The organism is Photorhabdus akhurstii, from assembly GCF_018448925.1.
Classification (GTDB): Bacteria; Pseudomonadota; Gammaproteobacteria; order Enterobacterales; family Enterobacteriaceae; genus Photorhabdus; species Photorhabdus akhurstii.
This window is the reverse complement of the sequence record NZ_RCWE01000007.1, coordinates 116,841-138,449: the sequence shown is the minus strand read 5'-3', so window position 1 is coordinate 138,449 and position 21,609 is coordinate 116,841. Positions and strand designations below refer to the sequence as shown.

Sequence of the window (21,609 nt, the reverse complement as noted above, 5' to 3'; positions counted from 1 at the left end):
TTTACCATTCCACAAGTCTGGAAACGCTAATCTTAATTTGTTTCCAAGAGATTTGTAAGTATATGTATTATCAATACATTTATCAATTCAAGAGAGAAGGTTGAAATCATCAGAATATTTTATTTTAAAGTACTAAACGAAAGTTGATATGTATTCGTTCTATTTGTTTAGCTCTAAATTATTCTGAGATGTAAAAATTATTTTCACAACCAGTCTCATCTCTGTGTACTTTGTACTAGACGTACCTCTTGCCTTAGATTCTCACATAAGCATTTTAATTCATCAATATTATGTCATCTTGAGTGAATATTCATCCATGCTATGTTGATCTTCCAGTATATGCCATTACTTAATTTTTTGAGTTAAACACTAAGCATATACACGTATTATAAAATTTTTTTCGAGAGATTATTATTATGTATCTATAATCGTTCTTTGGGATTATTTATCTTTTTTACAGATAGCTCTGATTTTCTTCTAGTAAATCAGGATCAGCTCTTAACAAAAATTCATACCTTAACTCAATAAACTATAAATATCGGCTAGTATGTGTGAGTTAATATGTAGGTTTATATAAAACAGTATTACTCTCAGATACCAGTAACGGCAGATTATAGCCTGATGGCTACAATAATCAATGAATATAACATCATTATTACATAAGTCACTATGTGCTGGTATTGTTTTTTGTCATTTAGTGTAAAAAAAGATAAAGTAATTTTTGTCCGACAACTTTCATATTAATTTTATTAAAGTCACTAATGCTTGGATTTTTAAAGCTATTTTATACTCATAAGTGGTGATCATAATTAAATTTAAACAAAATTACTTAAAGATTAAGCGGATAGGTTAATGATCAGAATCTTGCCAGGTGGAAGCAACTATTATATTAAGAAGGCCGATCTGACGGCCTTCTGGTTATTGTTGGTAGCATTAATGAGATTCTGACGCAGGTTCAATCTCCTCCGCTTTCTTACTGAAACGTCGTCTTATAACCACAAAGAATACTGGCACGAAAAAGATTGCTAGCGAGGTTGCGGCAATCATTCCGCCTAATACCCCAGTACCCACCGCGTTTTGAGAGCCAGAACCTGCACCATTACTCAGTACTAGGGGAATAACACCTAACATAAATGCTAGTGATGTCATTAGGATTGGGCGAAGACGCATTCTTACCGCATCTAGCGTAGCTTCTATCAACCCCTTGCCTTCTTTTTCCATCAGATCCTTAGCGAATTCAACGATGAGTATCGCGTTCTTCGCCGACAACCCGATAGTGGTTAATAAGCCAACTTTAAAATAAACATCGTTATCCAAACCGCGGAATGTTGTTGCCAACAAGGCCCCAACAATACCCAATGGTACTACTAACATAACTGAGAATGGAATTGACCAGCTTTCATATAGTGCTGCCAGACAGAGGAATACCACTATCAACGATAATGCATACAGAGCTGGAGCCTGATTACCGGATAGGCGTTCTTGATAGGACATACCTGTCCAATCGAAACCGATCCCATTCGGTAGCTTGGATGCCAGCTCTTCCATCAGGGCCATTGCATCGCCGGTACTTTTACCTGGAGCTGCTTCACCCAGAATTTCCATTGATGGTAAACCGTTGTAACGTTCCAGACGTGGTGAGCCGTAGGTCCAGGGTTCTTTGGATGTATCTATAAAGGCAGAAAATGGAACCATTTCACCTTGTTTGTTACGGACATACAGCTTGTAGATATCACTTGGCAACATACGATAAGGTGCTTCCGACTGAACGTAAACTTTTTTGACGCGACCGCGATCAATAAAGTCGTTCACATAGTTACTACCAAACATCGTGCTGAGTGTTGAGTTAATATCAGCAATGGAAACACCCAGAGCTTCAGCTTTTTCCTGATCAATTCTGAGCCGATATTGAGGAGTATCTTCCTGACCATTAGGACGAACACCTACTAACATATCTGGATGCTGTTGTATCATGCCAAGTAATTGGTTACGAGCTTCTGTCAGTTTGTCATGTCCAAGGTTTGCTTTATCAATTAATTCAAAATCAAAGCCGGTTGCTGAACCTAACTCTACAATTGCCGGGATGTTAAACGCAAAAACCATACCTTCTTTGATTTGCTGGAAGTGAGCGCTAGCCCTGGCAACAATAGCAGGTACTTTGTTTTCAGCGCCAGGGCGTTCACTCCAGTCTTTCAGGCTTATAAAGCCCAACCCAGTGTTTTGCCCTTGACCACTAAAACCAAAGCCGCTGACGGTAAATACAGAAACCACACGATCTTTTTCTTCTGTATTGAAGTAATCGCTTATTTTATCCAGAACTTTCTCTGTTTGTTCCTGTGTCGCCCCCGCAGGTAATTGAACCATTGTCAGCAAAACTCCCTGATCTTCTTCAGGAAGAAAGGAAGATGGTAAACGTGTGAACATGACGGCCATACCAGCCACCAGGAATACATAAATTACCAGATAACGGCCTGTATTGCGTAGAATACGACCAACACTGTCAGTATAGTGGTGGGTACTTTTGTCAAATATTCGGTTGAACCAGCCAAAGACGCCGGTCTGCTTACCGTGGCTACCTTTGGCAATGGGTTTCAACATAGTGGCACATAGAGCTGGTGTCAGGATTAAGGCTACCAGCACAGAGAGTACCATTGCAGATACGATAGTAATCGAGAATTGACGATAAATTGCACCGGTTGAACCGCCGAAGAAGGCCATTGGGATAAATACAGCAGACAGCACCATTGCAATACCAACCAAGGCGCTTTGGATTTGTCCCATTGATTTCCTGGTTGCTTCTTTTGGCGATAGACCTTCTTCCTGCATAACACGTTCAACGTTTTCTACAACAACAATGGCATCATCTACCAGTAAGCCAATGGCAAGAACCATAGCAAACATGGTTAATGTATTTATTGAATAGCCAAATGTAGCGAGTATCGCAAATGTTCCTAAGAGTACGACTGGAACCGCAATGGTTGGAATGAGTGTTGCGCGGAAATTTTGGAGAAATAGGTACATTACCACGAACACTAGCATAATTGCTTCAACCAGTGTTTTTACCACTTCGTTAATAGAGATTTTAACGAATGGTGTGGTGTCATATGGATAGACAATTTTCAGCCCGTGAGGGAAGAAAGGTTCCATATTTTTTAGTGCTTCTTTTACTGCTTTGGATGTATCCAAAGCGTTAGCGCCTGTCGCTAGTTTGACACCGATACCCGCAGCAGGTTTACCGTTATAGCGGGCAATGATGTTGTAGCTTTCTGCACCTAGTTCCACGTTTGCTACATCTTTCAGACGGACTTGAGAACCGTCAGTATTGACGCGCAGGAGAATATTACTGAACTCTTCTGGTGAGGTTAGACGTGTTTGAGCAATGATCGAAGCATTCAGGCGTTGACCTGGAACGGGAGGAGTTCCCCCTAATTGACCGGCGGCTATTTGGTTATTTTGCGCTTTGATTGCATTTATTACATCTAAAGTCGTCATTTTGTAGTTAACGAGCTTGTCAGGATTTAACCAGATACGCATGGCATACTGGTTACCGAAAAGCATTGTGTCACCTACACCGGTTACGCGACTTAAAGGGTCCTTGACAGTTGCACCAACATAATCAGAGATATCGTCCTGTGACATGGAACCATCTTCAGAGATGAATCCGGCAACCATTAGGAAAGAGGTTGTGGACTTATCTACACGTATCCCTTGCTGTTGTACTTCTTGTGGTAACAGAGGCATAGCGAGTTGCAGCTTGTTTTGCACCTGTACCTGTGCAATGTCGGGGTTAGTACCTGCTTCAAAGGTTAGTGTGATATTCATGTTTCCAGCAGAATCACTGTCGGAAGACATATAAACCAGGTTGTCGATACCATTCATGTTCTGTTCGATAACCTGAGTAACTGTGTTTTGTACAGTGGTGGCATCTGCGCCGGGATAAGTTGCAGCGATAGAAATCGCCGGTGGTGCGATAGTAGGGTATTGCGCCACGGGTAATTTCATAATTGCCAGCAGCCCAGCCAGCATGGTGATAATTGCGATTACCCATGCAAAGATTGGCCGATCTATAAAAAACTTAGGCATGAATCACCGACTCCTAAATTAAGACTTTTTCGCAGGTTCAGTTTGGTTCGCAGCAGATTTTGCATTTAAGTCTACTTCTGCTGCTTTAACCGGGATGCCGGGTTTAATTTTTTGCAAACCAGTAACAATGACCCGATCACCTGCTTTCAGACCGGAAGTTACTAGCCATTTATCACCAATAGCTTGGTTAGCGGTGATAACGCGTGGTTCGACTTTTTCGTCTGCACCAACCACCATGACAGTAGCTTCACCACGAGGTGTACGGGTAACTCCTTGTTGAGGAACGAGTATTGAATCCCGGCGAATACCCTCTTCCAGTTTTGCTCGAACAAACATGCCTGGCAGTAACTCTTCATTTGGATTAGGGAATATTGCACGGATAGTGATAGAGCCCGTTGTTTCATCTACAGCGATATCAGAGAATTCCAAATAGCCTGTTTCACTGTAATTTTTACCATTCTCCATGATCAGGTGAACTTTAGCCTTACTGTCCCCTTTCTGCACAACACCTTTGGCGATTTCACTTTTAAGGCGCAGATAATCATCACTTGACTGAGTGACATCCACATAAATTGGATCTAGTTGTTGAACAGTTGTCAGTGCTGTTGGTTGACCAACAGAAACAAGAGCGCCTTCAGTTATAGTCGATTTGCCGGAACGACCACTAATCGGCGCTGTAACTTTGGTATATGCCAAATTGATACGGGCAGTCTCTACAGCCGCTTTTGCTGCCTGTACTATAGCGTTCGCTTCAGCATAGTCAGCGCTGGCTTTATCAAATTCCTGTTGACTAACATAGTTTGTACCTAACAGTGACTTATATCGGTTCACTGTCAAGCGTGTGATCTCTGCATTAGCTTGAGCTTTTGCCAAATCAGCTTTAGCACTGTCATAGGTAGCCTGGTAAGTTGCTGGATCTATCTGATATAAAGATGTGCCTGCTTTTACATCGCTACCTTCTTTATAATTTCGTTTCAGAATTATACCACTTACTTGTGGACGAACTTCTGCAATGCGGAAGGCTGACGTTCGGCCTGGAAGTTCTGTCGTGACCATCAGAGGTTCATTTTTCAGCGTCACGATACCGACTTCAGGAGCCTGTTGATTCCCAGCAGCTTGCTGAGAGTCTTTGTCGTTACATCCTGAAAGAGCTAAGCTGCCTGAGAATACCAGTATTGTAGCCAGAGGCAAAACTCCCCTGTTTATTCGCATAAGTAAACCTCAATATTTTTAGATGTTGACCCTTCAATCCGTAAAACCATTACTCCATTAATAACAGCATGCTATAATACAAACATACGTGAATGTATGTAAATCCATTTTAGGTTAAAATTAGAGTGTATGGCACGAAAAACTAAACAACAGGCTGAGGAGACCCGGCAACAGATTATAGACGCAGCTATAAAAGAGTTTTCTGAGCGCGGTGTCTCTGCTACTTCACTGACAGATATTGCCACAACGGCCGGCGTAACCCGAGGGGCAATTTACTGGCACTTTAAAAATAAAGTAGACCTGTTTTCCGAAGCCTGTAGAATAACAGATTCTAAGATTGACGAATTAGAAAAAGAGTATCAAGCAAAATATCCTAATAATCCACTCCTGATTTTAAGAACTTTAATCATCCATATCCTGACGTCGGTCATTGACGATCCGAAAAACCGGCTATTAATGGAGATTTTTTTCCACAAATGTGAGTTTGTTGGTGAAATGTCTGCCTTGGTGGAAGTCCGTCAGGAGCTGTGTGTTGCAGACTATGTTCGTATTGAAGAGTCTCTTTCTAGTTGTATTGCATCAGGCCAGCTTCCTTATAATCTTCATCTGCGGCGAGCGGCTATCATGTTAAGAGGATTGATAACGGGCTTGCTGGAAAACTGGTTATTTGCGCCAGATAGTTTTGATATTCAGAAAGAAGCGGAGTCGTTAGTAGATAGTTTTATCGATATGCTTAAATATAGTGAGCATATGAAAGTTGCTGAAAAATGAAGAACCAGAATAATAGAGGTGAATTCTATTTTGGTAATTGCTAACAATGTGGCTAATGGCAAAAAATCATTATCTTATGCTCTTTATTTATCTGCTGCTATATAAGAGATGAGACAGAGAAACTAAGTTGAAAATATTTCTAATATCAGATGCTGTTGCCGGTTTTGTTAGGGAAGAGGTCAAAGAAAAGCTATAACTTAAGGTAAATTTTTAAGATTCTGACTGTATAAAATGTACTGATTAAATTTAGAAGGGTGGAACAGGAGCTTGTGATATCAGCAAGTTGGAACTGGTTGATAACGCTGAAATCAGTATATTGATTGAATTTTCCCTACGGATTCTGTAGGCAGACACAGTGCTAAGTAGGAGTAGTGTTAAGTTGCTGGCTGCAATGTTAAGAGATAACCATCTATGTTGGAAGTACGAAATGTGACGCATGCCTATGGCGAGCGAGTAATATTGAAAGAGTTAAATTTGCAGCTTAAGGAAAAACGGATTGCCATCATAGGTAGTAACGGTTGTGGCAAAAGTACATTTGCACGTCTTCTTAATGGATTATTGGTACCGAAAAGTGGTGATGTTTTGGTGGATGGTTTGAACACCAGAACAGAGGGTAAGGCGATCCGACGTAAGGTTGGTTTCGTATTCCAGAATCCTGACAATCAGATCGTTTTTCCAGTCGTTGAGGAGGATTTGGCCTTTGGAATGAAAAATCTCGGTTTTACCAAGGACAAGATTCGGCAAAGAACGCAGGAAGCTCTTTCTCGGTATGATTTACTTCAATTTAGGGAGCATCCTGCCCATCTTTTAAGTGGTGGTCAGAAACAACTCCTTGCGATTTCTGGTGTCCTTGTGATGGAGCCCGATTACATTATTTTCGATGAGCCTACAACCTTGTTGGATTTACGAAACAAGCGCCGTGTTGCTGAAGCAATCGATAACTTATCTCAAACTGTGATTGTAGTTTCTCATGACCTTGATTTTTTGGCGGGATTTGATCGTGTTCTGGTTTTTGATGATGGTCGCGTTGTTGTTGATGACATACCCTCTATTGCTATTCCTGAATACGTAAGGATGATGTTATGAGCCTGTCTGGGTATGACCCTGGTTCATCATTTGTACATAGAATTAGCCCGGGGCTTAAAATTATTGCTTTGGTCATTCTGGGAACATTACTTTTCGTTATTCCACGTATCGATCTCTCTGTTGCAGCGTTGGCGTGCATAGTACTTTTATACTTATTAGCCAGAATCTCATTAAAAACTGCTTGGATGCAATTACGGTCAGCGCTATGGATCTTCGTACTTATTTTTATAGTCCAATTGCTTCTACACCACTGGACCGCAGGTGTACTTGTGGTAGTTCGTCTTGTCTCACTTTTATTGCTGGCCTCACTTGTCACTCTTACTACTCGCTCTTCTGATATGATCGACGCCTTGGAAAAGGGCCTTGGGTGGTTGTACTATCTTGGCATCAATCCTGGAAAAGTGAGTTTGGCTCTATCGCTTGCTTTGCGGTTTATCCCTGTTCTGGCGTCAATTACAGAAGAAGTACGGGAGGCGCAGAAAGCAAGAGGTCTCGATAAGAGTGTCATTGCAATTGCAGTTCCTGTTATTGTGCGAATGCTCAAAATGGCAGACGATATTTCTGCTGCTATTGAAGCTCGGTCCTATGATCCAGGATTTGACAGAAATAAATCAAGCAGCAAGTAAAGCAGGGGTTGTGGCTTTATCGAAAAGAAAGGGGGATTAAATGTCTACCAAAGATATTGTTTATATAGCACTATTTGCCTCTCTAACCGTAGCACTGGGTTTATTTCCGCCACTGACACTTCCCGTTGTGGGCGTTCCGATAACAGCGCAGTCAATGGGAGCAATGCTTGCTGGTGCCATCATTGGTGCGAAACGGGGTGGATTAGCACTGTTGCTCTTTTGTGTGTTTGTTTCCGTTGGATTACCGGTAATGTCTGGAGGGAGGGGAGGATTGAGTGTATTTCTCAGTCCAAGTGGTGGTTTTATTTTGTCATGGCCGATTGCCGCTTTTGTCATCGGCTATTTGTATGAGAAGAATCTTGCAAAACTGAATACCTTTAAAGAAGCTGTATTTCTTGTCTTTGGCGGCATTATGGTTGTTTATGTCATCGGTATCCCGTGGATTGCCTTATTTGCTAATATCAGCATTCGGCAAGCAGCCGTAGGTTCAATTGGGTTCATACCGGGAGATATTATCAAAATCGTACTGGTTATTTTGATTGCGAAGACGGTCCGTCGGGCTTACCCTACTCTTGAACCGCGTTCTTAAGTGTCATCATTGTGCTTATTATGGACCAGACGATTGGACGATAACCTTCAACGGTAACTTAAAGATATAATGTCAGTTAATTGTAGTTTTTCTGCATATCACGACATTTCCCTCGTGATAATTGTTACAACATATAAAATAGCGGTAGGGTAGGAAAAAGTGCTCTTAATGTTCAACTTCCAGATATCTTACTGAAATACTATTACGACCATAAAATCAACTTTTTCTCATTTAATACACCGATGAAGGAGCCTGTTGCAATGCGATTGCTGCTTGCAGGCAGGATAATATGAGGGTTACTGGTGTTGAAAATGACGACAGAGCCAACTTGAGGTCGGAAAGTGAAAGACTCACAATCAACCAATAAAGCACGATCATACGGTTTGTACGTTTTATCAACGACAGTACTCTTGAATGGTTGGTTATAGATCACGGTTTCTCCTCCCTGAGAGGGAGATAAAATATAGAGGTTCCAGGCAAGTTGAGTCGATATATCTCCGACGACTAAATTTCCTTTCGCAAAAGTAGGTGCGTAGTCCACATGTAGATCCGAACCACCGGAGATAATCCGGACGATACCGGCAAAATAGGGGCCAAATCCCGGTTCTTCAGCGACCGAAATGCTGAAATTTGTATCGTGATTGATATATCGTATGAACCGAGCAACTGGATCAAAAGCTTGATTGATAATTTGGGTGAGATCTTGTTCAGCTACGCTAACTTGAGCGAAATATTGCTCTTTTGGTCGATTACGGTAATGAGCGAGTGGATTTCCTAAATAAGACCCCGGCCTTCCAAACTCATATGGCTTTGCCTTCATGCTCAGTATTGCAGACGAAAGCTGTTCTGCTTCTTCTTGAGTTGCAAAATCATCTATCATCGCTGCTGGAATCTTGTTATCTATGATTGCCTGCAAGCTTTCTGATGATAATTTGACAAGCTCGTTTGATACCCACCGTGACGACATAGTAGTCGATTCCTAGCCGATTTTCTTTATATTAGAAAAACTGATCTATTGATGGTCAGTATTAATCATATAGCATTGGTTGTATAAAAATGCAACATCTGATCACATTCTGGAGCGCAATAATGACAATATCTCTGAGAGGTCATCACCTTTTGTGTATTCTTACCTACGCTGGCAACGGATATTCCCCTGATTTTGTTGAAAATTATAATAGGATTATTCCTCGAATTCGGGATGAAGATATTCTGATTGTGGCAGGGCCGGATGACATATGTATTCCTTTGCTTGGAGAAGACAAACCTCATTGTTTTGGCGAGAGTGTTATTGTCCGGGATGGTCGAGCTTTGGAAGCCATTGGTTCTCTTATGGGCCGATCAGTTGAGGTAGGTTATACGTTGAGGCTTGATGAAACCTATTTAGAACGGGCTCGATGGGCTTTTAATCGCGGGATCATAAGAGCCGCTTGTGTAGGTTGTGAATGGGAACCGCTTTGCACTCGAATTGCTGCGGATGATTATTCTTCAACGTTTCTTAAACGAAATAGCGGAAAGAGCGAGTGACGATATAAAGCCGTTTGAAATTTTGCAAAGGCTGATATTGATATGAATGTATGACCACATACTTAAGACAAATGTGAATCTCTTATAGTATCGATCAGGGTATCTATTAAGGTGTTGAAGTAAATGGCTCAATACTCCTTTGTCGACGGTGATTGCTTCGCTAATTTTGCTTGATAGTCGTGTTTGACTATTTCCAGTGCGGCGAGGGCGATTTCAGGAGTGATTTCATTGCATTCCAGTAAATAGATCAGATCAACAGCAAGTTGAACTTCGGGTGGTGCATGTTCGACGGACATAAAACATTCCTCATCTGAATCGTTAGTCCATGTTCTCTTTGTATTCGATTGATTTTTCAATTCGCATCAGAGATTGACGGCAACGTGCTAGCCTTCCGGCTAATGCCGCGATTTCTTTCTGTATTTTTTGTTGATGACTAAGTGTAGTTTGTTGATTCAATTTTAGCTCTCTATCATTGATCATTGCGAGTAGACGGCGTTCATAATCCTGATGTTCAGCCAGTTTGTGATACAGGTCAGTAGCTTGTTGTTTATGTTCAAATCGGCTCTCTTTTTTTCTCAATGATTGGGTGGACAATTCACGCTTTAATGCCTCTATTTGGGCAACTAGGCGTTCAGTTAGAAATGCGACCTGTTCGGTTCGGTGATCCTGAACACACTCTTTGAGTTGTTCCATGTTGTGCCTGACTTCTTGTAGATAGCCTCGGAGTTTATCGCTATGTCGGTTAAATAAAGCCTGATCAAACCGGGCAGTAGAGAATGGCGTGTCAGCTAATGGTGCTATCTCTTCTGCCAGTATATCGACCTGTTTTTCGAGTAAATTTAATAACGGCTGTGTATTCATTTATACCCTAAAATGGTTATGTCTTGCGAAGCAGAATTAATCTGGGACGACAAAAAGTAGGCTGATGCGTGTTCATCAGTTGCTTTTTTCTATCAGTTTACATAGATTTTAGAACCTCCGTGTTCTACTCATCATTGGCCCGATTATGACCGCAAACGCGCAGCAACTGCAATTTATTAAAGACAGCATTGAAACGATTCCTGATTACCCGAAACCAGGGATTCTTTTTCGTGATATTACTACTTTATTGGATAACCCTCTTGCCTACCAAATGACAATTGATCTTCTGGTAGCGCGATATCAGGACAAAGGCATTACAAAAGTTGTTGGCACAGAAGCTCGCGGTTTTCTGTTTGGCGCTCCGGTTGCGTTACGTCTTGGTGTTGGTTTTGTTCCTGTTCGTAAAGCGGGCAAACTACCTCGGGAAACATTGAGTGAAACGTACGATCTAGAGTATGGCGCTGATAAGTTGGAAATGCATAAAGATAGCGTAAAAGAAAACGATAAGGTGTTGGTTATTGATGATTTGCTGGCAACGGGGGGAACGGTTGAAGCCACTGTTCGTTTAATCCGTCGCTTAGGCGGTGAAGTTTTTGAAGCGGCCTTTATTATTGGTTTGCTTGGTTTAGGCGGTGCTGAGCGTCTGCAAAAACAAGGTGTAAGTAGTTTTACTCTACTTGAATTCCCAGATCATTAATCTACTTATTTTCGTATTACTAACATATCGGCCTCGCTGTCTGTAGTGAGGCTGTGTTAGCATGGTACCCAACTGTATTCGATTTTCCCGGTATCAATGAGCTATCAGGTACTTGCCCGTAAGTGGCGCCCACAAATATTTTCTGATGTCATTGGTCAGGAATATATCCTGACTGCGTTGGCTAATGGTCTTGCCCACGGTCGGCTTCATCACGCCTACTTATTTTCTGGCACGAGAGGTGTCGGGAAAACAACGATCGCCCGTTTGTTTGCCAAAGGGCTAAATTGTGAAACAGGTATTACTGATGAGCCTTGTGGTAAATGTGTTAATTGCCTTGAGATTGAACAGGGGCGATTTGTCGATTTAATTGAAATTGATGCGGCTTCCCGTACCAAAGTCGAAGACACGCGTGAATTGCTAGATAACGTGCAATATGCTCCGGCTCGTGGGCGTTTTAAAGTCTACCTGATTGATGAAGTGCATATGCTTTCCCGCCACAGCTTCAATGCGTTATTGAAAACGTTGGAAGAGCCGCCTGAGCATGTGAAATTTCTACTGGCAACGACTGATCCGCAAAAATTGCCAGTGACTATTCTTTCCCGTTGCTTGCAGTTCCATCTCAAATCGCTGGATATTGGTCAAATAAGCGATCAGCTTGAACGTATTCTTAAAGCTGAACATATAGAGAGTGACAGCCGTGCTCGTCAGCTATTGGCTCGCGCTGCTGATGGCAGCATGCGTGATGCGTTGAGTCTAACAGATCAGGCTATTGCTATCGGGCAGGGCCAGGTAACAGCCGAAATAGTTAGCTTGATGCTAGGAACATTAGATGATGAGCAACCGTTATCAATTATTGAAGCATTGATTCGAGCTGACGGTCAGCAGGTTATGGCATTGGTGGAACAAGTTGCTTCACGTGGTGCTGACTGGGAAGATTTGTTGGTAGAGATCCTTTCATTGCTACATCGGATTGCAATGCTCCAACTATTACCTTCCCAACCAGAGATCGTTTCTTCATCGATTGAAGGTCGTTTGCGCATATTGGCAAAAGCTATTTCACCGGAAGATTTGCAACTTTATTACCAAACTTTGCTGATTGGTCGTAGGGACTTGCCGTATGCACCGGAGCGCAGGATGGGGGTTGAAATGGCTCTGTTCAGAGCTTTGGCATTTCATCCCAAAAAAGTTATTGAAGAGGTTGCTGCGCCGGTGGTAAATCCTGCGGTTATACCATCAGTTACAACACCAGTTACAGCACAGCCGAAACATAAACAGAGTGATCAGGGGGATGTGCCACCTGCTAATGATATTAATGAACCGGCACAATTGGATAGAACTTCTCCGTCGCAACCTCAGATACCTCAGGCGCTTTCATCAAGCCCAACCGCGCAGTTGCTGAAAGCAAGGAGTGTGTTATCCCGACAACAAGAGCAAGCGCCAGCAAAAAAGCCTGAATCGGCTACGTCGGTTAAGATGAAGTCAGCAACTTCAACACTGGAACGGCTTGCCGCAGTGTCAGGGCAGCGACCTCAGTCATCAATAGATAAAAAACAGGAAAACAAACCTGAGAAAAAAGAAGCTTACCGTTGGCGTGCCAAGAATATTGAGGAGAAAACAGAAACTCATGTGGCTACACCAAAGGCTTTAAGAACAGCTTTGGAACATGAGAAAACACCGGAGCTGGCAGAGAAATTAGCGGAAGAATCTAAACAGAGAGATGAATGGGCCGCAGAAGTTGGTAAACTTAAAATTCCTAAACTGGTGCAACAATTGGCATTAAATGCGTTCAAAGAGCAGATTAGTGCAAATAATATCCGTTTACACCTACGTTCGAGCCAGCGTCACCTTAATTCCGCTTTCGCACAAAAATCATTAGCGGGGGCTTTGAGCGAGTTGTATGGCGCAACGGTTGAATTCAGCATTATTGAAGATGATAATCCTGCGGAGAAAACTCCGCTGGAGTGGCGACAAGCCATTTATGAAGAGAAATTGGCACAAGCTCGCCAATCAATTATTGCGGATAAAACTATTCAAACATTGCGGCAGGTATTTGATGCTGAATTGGATGAAGAGAGTATCCGACCGGTTTAACCATGCTGCAATCTGTACCTTGTTGTACGATGTAGCCATAGCGAAGAGAGAAATCTATGTTTGGTAAAGGTGGTTTGGGCAATTTGATGAAACAGGCCCAGCAAATGCAGGACAAAATGCAGAAAATGCAAGAAGAGATCGCCAATCTGGAAGTGACGGGTGAATCGGGTGCAGGTCTGGTTAAAGTGACTATCAATGGTGCCCATAATTGCCGTCGTGTTGAGATCGATCCAAGCCTGATGGAAGATGACAAAGAGATGCTGGAGGACCTGATTGCTGCTGCATTCAACGACGCAGCTCGTCGTATTGAAGAGACTCAGAAAGAGAAAATGGCAAGTGTTTCCAGTGGGATGCAACTGCCGCCAGGCTTTAAGATGCCATTCTGATGCAAACCAGTCCTCTCCTTGAATCCTTGATGGAAGCATTACGCTGTTTACCAGGGGTTGGCCCTAAATCTGGGCAGCGGATGGCTTTTCATCTGCTACAGCGTGATCGCAGTGGTGGAATGCGTTTGGCTCAGACATTGACCAGAGCGATGTCAGAAATTGGACACTGCAAATATTGCCGGACTTTTACCGAGCAGGAACAGTGCACGATTTGTGCTAATCCACGCCGTCAACAAAATGGTCAAATCTGTGTGGTTGAAAGCCCTGCGGATATTCATGCTATTGAACAAACTGGGCAGTTTGCCGGGCGTTACTTTGTATTGATGGGGCATTTATCCCCATTAGATGGTATTGGCCCAATGGATATTGGTTTAGATCGTCTTGAGGATCGGCTCGCCACTGAAGAGATTTCAGAGGTGATTCTGGCGACTAATCCGACAGTAGAGGGAGAGGCCACTGCCAATTATATCGCAGAGATATGCGTTCAATACGGTGTAACAGCAAGTCGTATTGCTCATGGCGTACCAGTTGGTGGTGAACTTGAGATGGTAGATGGTACAACATTGTCTCATTCAATTGCCGGGCGGCAGAAGATTACTTATTGATTTTCTGTTAGTGCCTTACGGTTTTGACCGAATAGTGTTGTAACCAGATTAGAGCAAATCGTAAAGGTTTTGAGGCGCTACATTTATGTGGCGCATGCCTTTTAGTTCATTATTGCTATGATCAAAAGTTACTTCATAATTCTTTTGGATAATCAAACTTGAAATTCAACTTATTTATCCCCATTTGCATATCATCGTCTGATTTTGTCTGTCTGAACTGGATTTAGATTGAGGTAATAAATGAGTATGAAAGGTCAGGAAACCCGTGGATTTCAGTCTGAAGTAAAACAACTTCTGCAATTAATGATCCATTCACTCTATTCCAATAAAGAGATTTTCCTTCGTGAGCTAATCTCAAACGCTTCCGATGCTGCTGACAAATTACGTTTCCGCGCATTATCTGCTCCAGAACTTTATGAAAATGATGGTGAACTACGTGTTCGTCTTTCTTTTGATAAAGAAAAGAGAAGCATCACGATTAGTGATAATGGCATTGGTATGACTCGTGATGAAGTTATCGATAATCTTGGAACAATCGCTAAATCGGGAACAAAAGCTTTTCTGGAATCTATTGGTTCAGATCAGGCTAAAGACAGCCAGTTAATTGGTCAGTTTGGTGTTGGGTTTTACTCTGCGTTTATTGTGTCTGATAAAGTCACTGTACGTACTCGTGCGGCTGGCGCTTCGATTGATCAGGGCGTATTTTGGGAATCTGCCGGAGAAGGCGATTACACGGTTGCTGATATTGAAAAAGAGACGCGCGGTACAGAGATCACCCTTCATTTACGTGAAGGAGAAGATGAATTCCTGAATGACTGGCGTTTGCGTTCTGTTATCAGTAAATACTCTGACCATATTGCTTTGCCAGTTGAAATTGAAACCAAAAACAAGAGCGAAGAAGAGGGAGAAGAGGATACAGTAACTTGGGAAAAGATTAATAAAGCTCAAGCTTTGTGGACTCGTGGTAAATCTGAAATTACAGATGAAGAGTACAGAGAGTTCTACAAACATATTTCTCATGATTTTTCTGATCCGCTTATCTGGAGCCATAACCGCGTAGAAGGTAAACAGGAATATACTAGCATGCTCTATATTCCGTCCCAGGCTCCGTGGGATATGTGGAACCGTGAGCATAAGCACGGTCTGAAATTGTATGTCCAGCGAGTGTTTATTATGGATGATGCGGAACAGTTTATGCCGAACTATTTACGCTTTGTCCGTGGCCTGATTGACTCCAACGACTTGCCGCTGAATGTTTCCCGTGAAATTTTACAAGATAATTCTATTACCCGTAATTTACGTAATGCATTGACCAAACGTGCATTACAGATGCTGGATAAACTGGCGAAAGATGATGCAGAAAAGTACCAGCAATTCTGGCAACAGTTTGGTCTGGTAATGAAAGAAGGTCCGGCAGAGGATAGTACCAATAAGGAAACTATCGCTAAATTGCTGCGTTTTGCTTCTACTCATAATGATAGCTCGGCACAGACAGTTTCTCTGGAAGAGTATGTTAGCAGGCTGACCGAAGGTCAGGATAAGATCTACTACATCACCGCAGACAGTTACGCTGCGGCGAAAAACAGTCCTCATTTGGAGCTGTTCCGTAAAAAAGGTATTGAAGTTCTGTTGCTGTCAGAGCGCATTGATGAATGGATGATGGGATACCTCACTGATTTTGATGGTAAAAAATTCCAGTCAGTCAGTAAAGCCGATGAGTCCCTGGATAAACTGGCAGATGAAAACAAAGCCGAGCAGGAAGAAATTGAAAAGCAACTGGAACCGTTTGTTGAGCGTGTGAAAACACTGCTTGGTGATCGCGTGAAAGAGGTTAAATTGACTCACCGTCTGACTGATACTCCAGCAATTGTGACAACAAATGCGGATGAAATGAGCACGCAGATGGCGAAATTGTTTGCTGCGGCTGGTCAACAAGTGCCGGATGTTAAGTACAATTTTGAACTGAATCCTGATCATCAGTTGGTAAAACTGGCTGCTGATATCAGTGATGAGGCTCAATTTGCGGATTGGATTGAACTGTTGCTTGATCAGGCATTGTTTGCCGAACGTGGCACATTAGAAGACCCAAATCAGTTTATTCGCCGTATGAATCAGTTGCTATTGTCTGAAAAAGCTTGATTTAACTATATTTCTTGATAACGATTGTAAACCACGCCTCTAATAATAAGATGGGGCGTGGTTTATTTTTACAGAAAAATATCACGAAATCGTTTACCTGTTTCCTTGAGCGAACCCCATGCTAAATGGTATGGTGATTCGTTTTCTGAAAATATAAAAACTAACTAGCAAGGGGATTTACGCAATGCGTATTATTCTGCTGGGCGCTCCGGGCGCCGGTAAAGGGACTCAGGCGCAATTCATCGTGGAGAAATATGGGGTCCCTCAAATTTCTACTGGCGATATGTTGCGTACTGCGGTTAAGGCTGGCACAGAATTGGGTTTAAAAGCGAAAGCGCTGATGGATCATGGTAAGCTGGTTACTGATGAACTGGTTATTGCTTTGGTCAAAGAGCGTATCAAACAAGATGACTGCCGCAATGGTTTCTTGTTGGATGGGTTCCCTCGTACGATTCCCCAAGCTGATGCAATGAAAGAAGCGGGGATTAATGTTGATTATGTCCTGGAATTCGATGTTCCTGATGAACTGATTATTGAACGTATCATTGGGCGCCGTATACATGTGCCATCTGGCCGTGTTTATCACATCAAATTTAATCCGCCGGCAGTGGAGAACAAGGATGATGTGACGGGTGAAGAGTTGACCGTTCGTAAAGACGATAACGAAGATATCGTGCGTAAACGTTTAGTTGAATATCATCAACAGACAGCACCTTTAGTATCCTACTATCAAAAAGAAGCAGAGGCAGATTATACCAAATATTTTAGAATTGATGGTACTCGTAAGGTATCTGAGATTAGTGAAGAATTATCTAAAATTTTGGATTAATCAACCTGAATGATTCTTAGAAGGCGACTAATAAGTCGCCTTATCTTATATTATTTATTTACTGTATCAGGTAAATTAGTCGGTTTTTCCTCATTGTTTTCGTATATAAACATGATTTTCATCTGTACTTTATTATGCTAGGGTTTTCACCAGCGAAACAATTAAGGATCGACATAATGAACAACGGTAAATATGGTGTTTTATTAGTTAATCTTGGTACTCCTGATAAGCCAACAACTGCGGCTATAAGACGTTATTTAGCCGAGTTTCTGAGCGATAAAAGAGTCGTAGACTTATCTCGATTTATCTGGAAGCCGATATTATATGGTTTTGTTTTGCCTTTACGTTCTTCACGTGTAGCAAAGTTATATCAGAAAATTTGGACTGATGAAGGTTCTCCTCTGTTAATATATGGCCGTCGGCAACAGAAATTACTGGCAGAGAAACTTGCTGACATCCCTGTTGAACTGGGAATGAATTACGGTTCTCCATCTCTTGAGCAAGCGATTGATAACTTACTTAAGCAGAATGTTGAACAATTGATTGTTTTGCCGCTTTATCCCCAATATTCCAGCTCCTCATCTGCGGCGGTATTTGATGGTATCAGTCGGGTATTGCAAAAATATCGCACTATTCCTGGGATTCACTTTATTCGTAATTATGCTGCTCATCCGGCTTATATTTCTGCACTGAAAGAGACTATTGAGCAGAGTTTCGATAAGCATGGTCAACCAGACAGATTATTGCTTTCCTATCATGGCATTCCGCAGCGTTTTGTTGATACGGGTGATATTTATGCTGAGCAGTGTAAATTAACAACACGATTGCTAAAGCAAGCAATTAATTATCCGGCAGAGCAGGTAATAATGGCTTATCAGTCGCGTTTTGGTCGTGAACAATGGTTGACGCCATACATGGATCAAACAGTGAAATCCCTGCCTAATCAGGGAATAAAGCATATTCAGGTGATTTGCCCCGGATTTTCGTCTGATTGTCTGGAAACTTTGGAAGAGATAAAACAGCTAAATAAAGAGATATTTCTTAATGCTGGAGGGGAAAAATTTGAATATATTCCGGCGCTTAACGACAATACTAGTCATATTTTACTCCTTGAAGCGTTGGTTAACGGGTTTGTCAGAAACAGAAATGAATAGTGATAGGATTAATCTATCATTAGGGTTCATTGGCTTTTTAAGGTATATTGCTACAAGGATGCCAGCCTAGTGGAACTGCCATACTTATTTCAGAGTAAATGGGAACTAACCTATAGGCTAGTGGGATGATTTTTTGTATATCAATTAGTAACAGCATATTTGAATTTGGATATAAATAATGAGTAATAAACCGATTAAAAGCACTAATTTCAGTGAAGAATATTTTAATTATTACAACTCAAAACAAGATGATGAAATTGATTTGTTTGAGTTATTCTCTGTTTTATTTCAATCAAAGTTATTGATTATTGCTGTTACTATTCTTTTTGCTGTTATTGGCTTTGCAGCAGCTTCTTTGATGCCACAAAAGTGGAGTAGTTCGGCTTCTGTTGTTAAACCTCAACTTGAAGAGATACAACCACTTAAAGATACCCTGACTAAGTTAGAGGTTTTAAGTTTACAACCATCAATAACTTCGTCGTCGTTGTATAATAATTTTTTAAATAATTTTAATTCACGGGTTTTACGTGAAGAATATCTGATCAATACAGATTATTTTAAAAATCTGATAGCGAAATCAGATGATCATTCACCGCTTGCAAAAAGAAAACTTATTGAAAAGATTGTAAATGATAATATTTCATCTTCTTCAAAAGCGGAGAAAGATGATGAAAATGGTGAAACTAAATTGATTTTCAGTGCTGGAACTGCTGAGGATGCATATAACCTGTTAAATGGCTATATTGACTATGTGTCGTCTGTTGTTCATGAGCAGGTGAAGAGTGAATTAAGTGATATGGTAAAACAAAAGCTTGCTTACTCTGAAGGTTTATATAAGGTTGATTTAAATCGTGTGAATAACGTACAGGAAGCAAATATTGAGCGATTGAAACATGCATTATCTATTGCTAATTCAGCAGGAATTAAAAAACCTATTTCCAGTGAAGGTGCAATGATCAAAGACGATCCAGATTATTCCATTGCTTTGGGGGCTGATGCATTACAACGTAAGCTGAAAATTACGGAGGATATTAAAGATCCCGCCTCAGTTGATGCTGACTTACGTAACCGTTTGTTCTATATAAAGGCGCTTAAGGCACTTAAAATAGACACAGTTAATTTCCAACCATTCAAATATATGCAGGCTCCTTATGAGCCAACGGCGAAAGATTCACCGAAACGTTTACTTATTTTGGTAGGCAGTGCTTTTATTGGGCTGATCCTAGCTGTGGTGTTTGTTCTGATCCGTCATATGGCACGTAGTCGTCAGAAAGCGGCGTAGTTTTTTTGGTAGCAAATGTCGAATGACATTTGCTGCCTGTTAGTCTTTTGTTGTGCTAATATGCTGCATCTTTTAGCGTTATAGCATCAACCAAAAATGAAATTCCCCGGTAAACGTAAATCAAAACACTATTTTCCCGTCAGTCTGCGTGATCCTTTACTCCAGCCAATTAAAGAGATGATGGATGGTGAGAATAACCGAGCTTATATCGTTGGCATCGATCAGACATTAGTAGATATTGAAGCGAAAGTAGACGAAGATTTTATCCAGCGCTATAACCTCAGCCAAGGGCATTCATTAGTTATTGAAGATGATGTCGCTGAAGCCCTGTATAAAGAACTTACTGATAATAATCTTATTAGCCACGAATTTGCTGGCGGCACTATTGGTAATACCTTACATAATTACTCGGTTCTTGCCGATGATCGTTCTGTCTTACTAGGTACTATGTGCAATAATATTCAGATTGGCAGCTATGCTTACCGCTATTTATGTAACACATCTAGCCGTACTGATCTGAACTACTTACAAGGTGTGAACGGGGCAATTGGGCGCTGTTTTACGCTAGTAACGGAAAATGGTGAGCGCACTTTTGCCATCAGTCCTGGGCAAATGAATCAACTTAAGCCGGAGAGTATTCCTGAGAAGATTATTGCTGAAGCTTCTGCGTTGGTGTTAACTGCTTACCTGGTTCGCTGTAAACCGGGAGAACCAATGCCAGAAGCGACCATGAAGGCCATTGAATATGCGAAAAAACATAGTGTGCCTGTCGTGCTGACGCTGGGGACAAAATATGTTATTGCTGATGATCCACAATGGTGGCGTGACTTTTTAGTTGAGAATATTTCTGTTTTGGCAATGAATGAAGATGAGGCTTATGAGCTTACTGGTTGCAGTGATCCGCTATTGGCTTCAGATATGGCGCTGGATTGGGTCGATTTAGTTTTGTGTACCGCTGGTCCAGCTGGATTATACATGGCAGGTTATACGGAACAAGATTATAAACGTCAGACAACCCATCCATTGTTACCGGGGGCTATTGCTGAATTTAACCGTTATGAGTTCAGCCGCGCTATGCGTAAATCTGATTGCCAAATCCCAATGAAAGTTTATTCGCATATTGAACCTTATATGGGGGGGCCGGAAAAAATCATGAATACCAATGGTGCTGGTGATGGTGCTTTATCTGCTTTACTGCATGATATAACGGCTAATAATCACCATAGAATGAATGTGCCTAATTCCAGTAAACATCTCCGTACTTATCTGACATATTCATCACTTGCTCAGGTTTGTAAATATGCTAACAGAGTTAGCTATCAAGTATTGAGTCAGCATTCCCCACGATTAAGTCGTGGCTTACCTGAAAAAGAAGACAGTTTGGAAGAGTCTTATTGGGAGCGATAATTCTGAAATTTCGGCGCCGTATTAATTTATACGGCGCCGAAATTTAGGTATAAAATCATTTATTAAGATTATGAATGATAGTTAAAGTTTATTTTATTAAGAATAATGATTTTTTGTTGAATTGATAAAAGAAAAAGTATTTTGTTCTTATTTATATATCTGTCTAAATAAATTCACATAATATGTAAAAACATTCTGAAATAGAATATTTATATCATTCAGATAGCAAAAATATGCAAATGAAATTTTCTGTTTATTTTTCTT

General features: G+C 41.3%; 19 protein-coding genes. 14 read left to right on the top strand and 5 right to left on the bottom strand.

Annotation, left to right across the window (positions count from 1 at the left end; translation table 11 throughout):
• Nucleotides 1–933 precede the first annotated feature (933 nt).
• Entirely contained in the window at nt 934–4,083 is a 3,150-nt protein-coding gene (locus EAE93_RS10855) for an efflux RND transporter permease subunit (protein ID WP_036808883.1), read from the bottom strand.
• A gap of 18 nt (nt 4,084–4,101) precedes the next feature.
• On the bottom strand, nt 4,102–5,295 hold the full coding sequence (locus EAE93_RS10850; protein WP_036808887.1) for an efflux RND transporter periplasmic adaptor subunit: 1,194 nt from the start codon (nt 5,293–5,295) through the stop codon (nt 4,102–4,104).
• Between the two features lie 129 nt (nt 5,296–5,424).
• On the opposite strand from EAE93_RS10850, the gene acrR reads away from it, so the two are divergent.
• The 4 genes from acrR (at nt 5,425) to EAE93_RS10830 (ending at nt 8,367) form a co-directional block, all read left to right on the top strand.
• Nucleotides 5,425–6,066: a multidrug efflux transporter transcriptional repressor AcrR gene (gene acrR / locus EAE93_RS10845; protein ID WP_036775150.1), complete on the top strand. Its 642-nt coding sequence runs from the start codon at nt 5,425–5,427 to the stop codon at nt 6,064–6,066.
• A 411-nt stretch (nt 6,067–6,477) separates the two neighbouring features.
• Nucleotides 6,478–7,152: an energy-coupling factor ABC transporter ATP-binding protein gene (locus EAE93_RS10840; protein ID WP_040150038.1), complete on the top strand. Its 675-nt coding sequence runs from the start codon at nt 6,478–6,480 to the stop codon at nt 7,150–7,152.
• Nucleotides 7,149–7,778, top strand: coding sequence for an energy-coupling factor transporter transmembrane component T family protein (locus EAE93_RS10835; RefSeq protein ID WP_214039649.1), 630 nt, complete (start codon nt 7,149–7,151; stop codon nt 7,776–7,778). Before EAE93_RS10840 ends, EAE93_RS10835 begins: the two co-directional genes overlap by 4 nt.
• A gap of 40 nt (nt 7,779–7,818) precedes the next feature.
• Complete coding sequence (locus tag EAE93_RS10830) at nt 7,819–8,367, top strand: biotin transporter BioY (protein ID WP_036775155.1); 549 nt, start codon at nt 7,819–7,821, stop codon at nt 8,365–8,367.
• A gap of 202 nt (nt 8,368–8,569) precedes the next feature.
• Here the strand turns inward: EAE93_RS10830 and EAE93_RS10825 are convergent, their stop codons facing one another.
• Nucleotides 8,570–9,334: a 2OG-Fe(II)-dependent halogenase WelO5 family protein gene (locus EAE93_RS10825; protein WP_036808898.1), complete on the bottom strand. Its 765-nt coding sequence runs from the start codon at nt 9,332–9,334 to the stop codon at nt 8,570–8,572.
• 122 nt (nt 9,335–9,456) lie between these two features.
• On the opposite strand from EAE93_RS10825, the gene EAE93_RS10820 reads away from it, so the two are divergent.
• Nucleotides 9,457–9,894: a DUF1284 domain-containing protein gene (locus EAE93_RS10820; protein ID WP_036775159.1), complete on the top strand. Its 438-nt coding sequence runs from the start codon at nt 9,457–9,459 to the stop codon at nt 9,892–9,894.
• 128 nt (nt 9,895–10,022) lie between these two features.
• Here EAE93_RS10820 and rsmS read toward each other — a convergent pair whose 3' ends face one another.
• Together rsmS and priC are read right to left on the bottom strand one after the other, a co-directional pair.
• Entirely contained in the window at nt 10,023–10,190 is a 168-nt protein-coding gene (gene rsmS, locus EAE93_RS10815; protein WP_065389291.1) for a pleiotropic regulatory protein RsmS, read from the bottom strand.
• A 22-nt stretch (nt 10,191–10,212) separates the two neighbouring features.
• Nucleotides 10,213–10,755, bottom strand: coding sequence for a primosomal replication protein PriC (priC, locus tag EAE93_RS10810; RefSeq protein ID WP_036808903.1), 543 nt, complete (start codon nt 10,753–10,755; stop codon nt 10,213–10,215).
• Nucleotides 10,756–10,900: 145 nt separating this feature from the next.
• On the opposite strand from priC, the gene apt reads away from it, so the two are divergent.
• From apt to EAE93_RS10765, 9 genes are all read left to right on the top strand, one after another.
• Entirely contained in the window at nt 10,901–11,452 is a 552-nt protein-coding gene (gene apt, locus EAE93_RS10805; RefSeq protein ID WP_036775164.1) for an adenine phosphoribosyltransferase, read from the top strand.
• 96 nt (nt 11,453–11,548) lie between these two features.
• On the top strand, nt 11,549–13,543 hold the full coding sequence (dnaX, locus tag EAE93_RS10800) for a DNA polymerase III subunit gamma/tau (protein WP_110085828.1): 1,995 nt from the start codon (nt 11,549–11,551) through the stop codon (nt 13,541–13,543).
• Between the two features lie 56 nt (nt 13,544–13,599).
• Nucleotides 13,600–13,929 (top strand): YbaB/EbfC family nucleoid-associated protein, encoded by a 330-nt coding sequence (locus tag EAE93_RS10795; protein ID WP_021323842.1) that lies wholly within the window; start codon nt 13,600–13,602, stop codon nt 13,927–13,929.
• Nucleotides 13,929–14,534, top strand: coding sequence for a recombination mediator RecR (gene recR / locus EAE93_RS10790; RefSeq protein WP_040150051.1), 606 nt, complete (start codon nt 13,929–13,931; stop codon nt 14,532–14,534). The genes EAE93_RS10795 and recR overlap by 1 nt, the downstream gene beginning before the upstream one ends.
• 246 nt (nt 14,535–14,780) lie before the next feature.
• Nucleotides 14,781–16,673: a molecular chaperone HtpG gene (gene htpG, locus EAE93_RS10785; protein WP_214039667.1), complete on the top strand. Its 1,893-nt coding sequence runs from the start codon at nt 14,781–14,783 to the stop codon at nt 16,671–16,673.
• Between the two features lie 184 nt (nt 16,674–16,857).
• On the top strand, nt 16,858–17,502 hold the full coding sequence (gene adk, locus EAE93_RS10780) for an adenylate kinase (RefSeq protein ID WP_036775173.1): 645 nt from the start codon (nt 16,858–16,860) through the stop codon (nt 17,500–17,502).
• Nucleotides 17,503–17,678: 176 nt separating this feature from the next.
• Complete coding sequence (hemH, locus tag EAE93_RS10775) at nt 17,679–18,656, top strand: ferrochelatase (RefSeq protein ID WP_214039648.1); 978 nt, start codon at nt 17,679–17,681, stop codon at nt 18,654–18,656.
• Between the two features lie 178 nt (nt 18,657–18,834).
• Nucleotides 18,835–19,938 carry an LPS O-antigen length regulator Wzz(fepE) gene (wzz(fepE), locus tag EAE93_RS10770; RefSeq protein WP_214039647.1) on the top strand — a complete coding sequence of 368 codons (1,104 nt, stop codon included), beginning with the start codon at nt 18,835–18,837 and terminating at the stop codon, nt 19,936–19,938.
• 96 nt (nt 19,939–20,034) lie between these two features.
• The gene (locus tag EAE93_RS10765; protein WP_214039646.1) at nt 20,035–21,345 is read left to right on the top strand and encodes an inosine/guanosine kinase; all 1,311 of its coding nucleotides are present in this window, start codon (nt 20,035–20,037) and stop codon (nt 21,343–21,345) included.
• Nucleotides 21,346–21,609 lie beyond the last annotated feature (264 nt).

What these genes read in the sequence shown, in the direction of transcription:
- EAE93_RS10855 (WP_036808883.1), bottom strand. Translation starts at nt 4,083, where the DNA reads ATGCCTAAGTTTTTTATAGATCGGCCAATCTTTGCATGGGTAATCGCA.
- EAE93_RS10850 (WP_036808887.1), bottom strand. Translation starts at nt 5,295, where the DNA reads ATGCGAATAAACAGGGGAGTTTTGCCTCTGGCTACAATACTGGTATTC.
- acrR (WP_036775150.1), top strand. Translation starts at nt 5,425, where the DNA reads ATGGCACGAAAAACTAAACAACAGGCTGAGGAGACCCGGCAACAGATT.
- EAE93_RS10840 (WP_040150038.1), top strand. Translation starts at nt 6,478, where the DNA reads ATGTTGGAAGTACGAAATGTGACGCATGCCTATGGCGAGCGAGTAATA.
- EAE93_RS10835 (WP_214039649.1), top strand. Translation starts at nt 7,149, where the DNA reads ATGAGCCTGTCTGGGTATGACCCTGGTTCATCATTTGTACATAGAATT.
- EAE93_RS10830 (WP_036775155.1), top strand. Translation starts at nt 7,819, where the DNA reads ATGTCTACCAAAGATATTGTTTATATAGCACTATTTGCCTCTCTAACC.
- EAE93_RS10825 (WP_036808898.1), bottom strand. Translation starts at nt 9,334, where the DNA reads ATGTCGTCACGGTGGGTATCAAACGAGCTTGTCAAATTATCATCAGAA.
- EAE93_RS10820 (WP_036775159.1), top strand. Translation starts at nt 9,457, where the DNA reads ATGACAATATCTCTGAGAGGTCATCACCTTTTGTGTATTCTTACCTAC.
- rsmS (WP_065389291.1), bottom strand. Translation starts at nt 10,190, where the DNA reads ATGTCCGTCGAACATGCACCACCCGAAGTTCAACTTGCTGTTGATCTG.
- priC (WP_036808903.1), bottom strand. Translation starts at nt 10,755, where the DNA reads ATGAATACACAGCCGTTATTAAATTTACTCGAAAAACAGGTCGATATA.
- apt (WP_036775164.1), top strand. Translation starts at nt 10,901, where the DNA reads ATGACCGCAAACGCGCAGCAACTGCAATTTATTAAAGACAGCATTGAA.
- dnaX (WP_110085828.1), top strand. Translation starts at nt 11,549, where the DNA reads ATGAGCTATCAGGTACTTGCCCGTAAGTGGCGCCCACAAATATTTTCT.
- EAE93_RS10795 (WP_021323842.1), top strand. Translation starts at nt 13,600, where the DNA reads ATGTTTGGTAAAGGTGGTTTGGGCAATTTGATGAAACAGGCCCAGCAA.
- recR (WP_040150051.1), top strand. Translation starts at nt 13,929, where the DNA reads ATGCAAACCAGTCCTCTCCTTGAATCCTTGATGGAAGCATTACGCTGT.
- htpG (WP_214039667.1), top strand. Translation starts at nt 14,781, where the DNA reads ATGAAAGGTCAGGAAACCCGTGGATTTCAGTCTGAAGTAAAACAACTT.
- adk (WP_036775173.1), top strand. Translation starts at nt 16,858, where the DNA reads ATGCGTATTATTCTGCTGGGCGCTCCGGGCGCCGGTAAAGGGACTCAG.
- hemH (WP_214039648.1), top strand. Translation starts at nt 17,679, where the DNA reads ATGAACAACGGTAAATATGGTGTTTTATTAGTTAATCTTGGTACTCCT.
- EAE93_RS10765 (WP_214039646.1), top strand. Translation starts at nt 20,035, where the DNA reads ATGAAATTCCCCGGTAAACGTAAATCAAAACACTATTTTCCCGTCAGT.